Source organism: Candidatus Sodalis sp. SoCistrobi, from assembly GCF_900143145.1.
Classification (GTDB): domain Bacteria; phylum Pseudomonadota; class Gammaproteobacteria; order Enterobacterales; family Enterobacteriaceae; genus SoCistrobi.
In genome coordinates this window covers 1-4,359 of sequence record NZ_FRDB01000230.1, presented here as the reverse complement: position 1 = coordinate 4,359, position 4,359 = coordinate 1, and the positions used below count along the sequence as shown (strand labels likewise).

At 44.2% G+C, this 4,359-nt stretch carries 3 protein-coding genes and 2 pseudogenes; 3 read left to right on the top strand and 2 right to left on the bottom strand.

What is annotated here, in order from left to right:
• Window positions 1-170: IS1 family transposase (locus CINSTRO3249_RS13250; protein WP_143146886.1), on the bottom strand; the 170-nt coding region annotated here is incomplete at its 3' end.
• Window positions 171-242: 72 nt separating this feature from the next.
• Here CINSTRO3249_RS13250 and rcsA point away from each other — a divergent pair.
• The 3 genes and pseudogenes from rcsA to CINSTRO3249_RS13235 form a co-directional block, all read left to right on the top strand.
• Window positions 243-833 (top strand): annotated as a pseudogene (gene rcsA / locus CINSTRO3249_RS13245) (transcriptional regulator RcsA); the annotation flags it as partial.
• 69 nt (window positions 834-902) lie between these two features.
• Window positions 903-1,412, top strand: a complete 510-nt coding sequence (zur, locus tag CINSTRO3249_RS13240) for a zinc uptake transcriptional repressor Zur (RefSeq protein ID WP_074013609.1) — start codon at window positions 903-905, stop codon at window positions 1,410-1,412.
• A 629-nt stretch (window positions 1,413-2,041) separates the two neighbouring features.
• Window positions 2,042-3,373 carry a metallophosphoesterase family protein gene (locus CINSTRO3249_RS13235; RefSeq protein WP_074013608.1) on the top strand — a complete coding sequence of 444 codons (1,332 nt, stop codon included), beginning with the start codon at window positions 2,042-2,044 and terminating at the stop codon, window positions 3,371-3,373.
• A 781-nt stretch (window positions 3,374-4,154) separates the two neighbouring features.
• Here the strand turns inward: CINSTRO3249_RS13235 and CINSTRO3249_RS13230 are convergent.
• Window positions 4,155-4,359, bottom strand: a pseudogene (locus CINSTRO3249_RS13230) (transposase); the annotation flags it as partial.

The following is a 4,359-nucleotide window of genomic DNA, read 5'->3' as shown; positions in this document are numbered from 1 at the left end:
TCAACGATCTGCTCTTTAACTCCCGGCTTTCGCGCTTCATAGCGGTAGGTAAGCTGGAATACACGGTGACAGCACTGACACCGGAAGCGTTCGCGCTTAGTTGGACTAAGGCCATGTCGATAAATTTCATCTGAATGGCAGCGAGGACAATGAACAGAAACTGTAACCACGTGGAAATCTCAAATAGAGGCAGAATATCACAAAAGTCAACTATTTGAAGGCATTACCGTGTATTTACCCGAAGCGCAATGCGGTCATTATTGACCGAAAGTGGTGTGGGAGAAAACATTTATACTCTTAATGATGTTTTGAAATTGGATATGCTATGCAACAAAATAACCCCTGATATTGTCATAATCAGTCAGCGGTATATGCATATGCAGGATAATGACCCTATTTTGAAGACATTAATTGAACGTCTTCCACGCACGTTTTTTCTCATTTTCATCGGTAACGAGAACATTGTCTATAACGCGGTTATCCCTATAAAAAGCAATGTTATCGTAACCTCGAAATACTTTGCCGTTGACGGTTTCACTCAGCTTTTCCGCCAGTTTTCCGGCCAAGAAAAGTATTCTATTACCAACGCGACAAAACTATGGTCACCGCTGCGATTCAGCAAGACTGAGAAACAAATCTTGTCCATGTGGATGGCCGGCGAGAACACGAAAGCCATTTGCGACCAGCTGAATATTAAAGATAAAACGCTGTCGTCGCATAAGATCAATATAAAGCGGAAAACCATCGCCGAGAACAAGCAAATTATTTATTATATTTTGAAGATCGCCGGAAGCGTCACCGATGATCTCTACGCCCGCTTATACAGCGGTTAGGACAGCTTTTGTCGTGGTTTTTGCGTCTTCGTGGTAATATGAACGGATAAAACGCAACCGGGGAGCATCATGAAAACAACCACTGAAAACCCTCTTCTCAGCCAGGCCGAGCAATTGTGCGAGCAACGCAATGTCCGCCTGACGCCGCAGCGGCTGGAAGTGCTGCGTCTGATGTCCCAACAAAACGGTGCGATTAGTGCTTATGACTTACTGGATTTATTGCGTCAGTCAGAACCGCAGGCAAAACCCCCAACCGTTTACCGCGCGCTGGATTTTTTATTAGAACAAGGGTTTGTTCATCGCGTCGAGTCTACCAACAGCTTTGTACTCTGCCATCATTTTGCGGAACCATCACATGCCTCCGCTTTTTTTATCTGCGACCGTTGTGGCCAAGTGACGGAGCAGACCACGCAAGGTATAGAGGAAATTTTACAGCGGATGGCGGACGCCGCAGGTTTCACCCTCTCCCATAACGTGGTAGAGGCACATGGCTTTTGCCCACAATGTGCTGAGGTGCAGGCTTGCCAACATCCTGACGCCTGTGAGCACGACCACAGCGTGGCAATAAAAAAACGTTAGCATCCTCTTTTGCGGATCTCATTTTCCTCTCATTCAGATTGCCTTGCCAGCGATTATACTGCCTTAGTAGCCTGCAATGCACATCAGGCATGTTAAGCGAGATGCGCGAATGGCGTTCACTCAACCGCTGCGCCTTATCTGCGGGGTCACGCTTTGCCAGTTGCGGCCTTGCTTGCGTAGGAAATGGTTAATACGTCTCAGGCTAAACTGTCCCTCTCCCGGGCCGTTTTTCCCGTGACAAGTGTACCGCGGTAATAGAGGTAGTATCAGGAGGGGTTATTCGAGCTAATGAAACCCCGCGTGCGCCAATGTCATTACGGCATGTTCTCTGAAGTGTTATTTACCTAATATGTCGGTTTTTGGTCGGCTTTTCAGCAATAGTTCCTACGTTTACCCTAATAAAAAATAAAGATAATTATTTGTATCACCTGTCAGAGGACGTCCTCTTTACACACTGCTAACCGGCGAGATTGATTTTATTTAATCCTGCATCACAAAACACTCTGTCGAAACAACAAGCCATAAAAAAGTTATATTAATTATTCATGGCTTAGATATTAACGTTACTGCATGACTGTAAGTTACCTTCGACGTTAATTAGATATCGGCAATCGAAAAGGAGCGGGAAAATGATTATTGGCGTCATCAGTGATATTCATCAGGACGGTCAACATGAGAATGACGTGTTAACCGCATCATTAAAAAACATGGCGAAAAATGGCGCCACGGCGTTAATTATGGCAGGAGATATCGGGGATGCACATGCGAAGAGAGAAAAAGCGCTATCGATCATAACCGATTGTTTTCCTGTGGAATTTAATAATTCCATGATGCTAATGTTGGGCAATCACGATGTACGAACAGGTGCCGGAGCAGGGGCTTCTTTAGACCCAGATTTAGTAGAATTATATCATGACACTTTGTATAACCTCGGCATCCAGTACTATGAAAACACCATGTGTATTGATGCTTGGTTCAATGACTATCACGTCTTATGTTTAAATACTGATCTCGGTCTGAAAGATATGATGCACTTGAATGATGATTCTGTAAGATGGTTGAAGGAAAAATTGGCTGAAAACAGCGATATCCACAAACCAATCTTTGTAGTCACGCATCAAGCCTTTAACGCTACGCATTGGCGAGCGGGCCTCTTTGGTGGTTTTGGCGATCAAGATGAGATGTTGAAGGAAATATTTAGCGATTATCCGCAAATTGTCATGCTTAACGGCCACATACATAATGGCTTTAGCGTGATTGAATGTATTCAACGACCTTATGGCACGCTGGTGGAAATTCCCAGTTTAACCAGAGGAGAAAATGGCGTTAAATCTCCGGGTACCGGCTGGCTGATAAAAACAAGTCAGGATAAATTTGTTTTTGAAGCCTGGGATTTTTATAGCAACAAGAAACTTGCTGAGTATGACCAGGTTATTAATCTTCCCGCATTGTCGGTATTGGCCAAAGCACTCACGGACATAGAGTCGAGTGAAAGCCAGGACTTGCAGGCCAAAGCGGCGACGTTAATGAACAAGAAATATATTAACGATATTCCTAGTGGAGACAATACCTATCGCGAGCAAGGTTATTACAATATTGATAAAATTTATGATGAAGAAACATGGCTGCGCATTGAGGCGTTGCGACAGAACATCATTGAATATTTGGATGAAGAAAAATTCTATCTTTTCCCCTTTGAAAACGGAAAAGCCATTACGAAAGCATCATTGCGTGATGCCCTGAATGAACAGGATCATGTATTGATAAAAATGTATGATGGTGGCTGGGCCCCAAAAATTTTTATTCCTTCAATAGCGACAGCAAACAAAACCGTAAAAATTGCCACTAACGCCGGCTATAAGACGACAGTCTATTACGATAATAAAGAAATAACCCTTGAAAAAGGAAGCGTGTTAACATTAACCACCCAAGCGGTCTGGCATGAGGTTAACTCGCGGTAACGGCAACCACCAAAGCGGTCTGGGATGAGATTAACTCGCGGTAACGGCAGCCGCTAAAGTGGTCTGGTATGAGGTTAACCCGCGGTAACGGCAGCCACCAAGGCGGTCTGGGATGAGATTAACTCGCGGTAACGGCAGCCACCAAAGCGGTCTGGGATGAGATTAACTCGCGGTAACGGCAGCCGCTAAAGCGGTCTGGTATGAGGTTAACTCGCGGTAACGGTCGGGCAACGTTGTTATCAATGATAAATTGCGTCGCCTCGGTTAGCTTATACTTAGCGTGAGCCAGTAAAATTCACCGCCAAAGGACATTTTGCTGGTAAATGCTTTTAAAAAATTAAGACGTGTAGCTCAGAGCGGGTTCTTAGCGTAATCATTTTGTCGATTGCATTAGAAAAGGGGAAATTCTCGTAGTGGAGCTAGCACTCTTCTTGCCGTTGTCACTATTATCTCTATCGCGAGGATCTCGCCACGGCGATAAACATTTTTCAATATAACCTCATTGTGCCAGTAACCTTATCCGGGAGGGAACAAGGCGATGATATACGGTGTGGGAAGGCATCAAGGGAATAACATTACAGTGAATAACATTACAGTGAATAACATTACAGTGAGAGAGTGAATTAAGGCGATGAGGTTACAGCCTGTGAGGTAATCAAGACATTCATATACAATATAGGAAAGAATAAAGGCTATGACACCCTATTAGCCTGAAAGAAAAAGAGTTACCCATGCCGTGAGAAGGGGTCTGTAAATTTTTTTGTGTAAATGGCTCCATCGCTTAACTGGAGATTCGTTCTCCATACATCAACATGAATTGGCTCATAGCAGGTTTCCAGTCTCTGAGTGGCATGGTCCTATTTGGCGGAAATATTATGCAACGCCAGATAGAGCAGTTTAAGTACCGAGTCATCTGTTGGAAATATCCGCCGGGTTTTCGTTATCTTGCGCAATGAAGCATTTAACGACTCTATCGCGTTGGTAGT

Coding starts and splice junctions, on each gene's coding strand:
- CINSTRO3249_RS13235 (WP_074013608.1), top strand. CDS start 2,042: ATGATTATTGGCGTCATCAGTGATATTCATCAGGACGGTCAACATGAG.
- zur (WP_074013609.1), top strand. CDS start 903: ATGAAAACAACCACTGAAAACCCTCTTCTCAGCCAGGCCGAGCAATTG.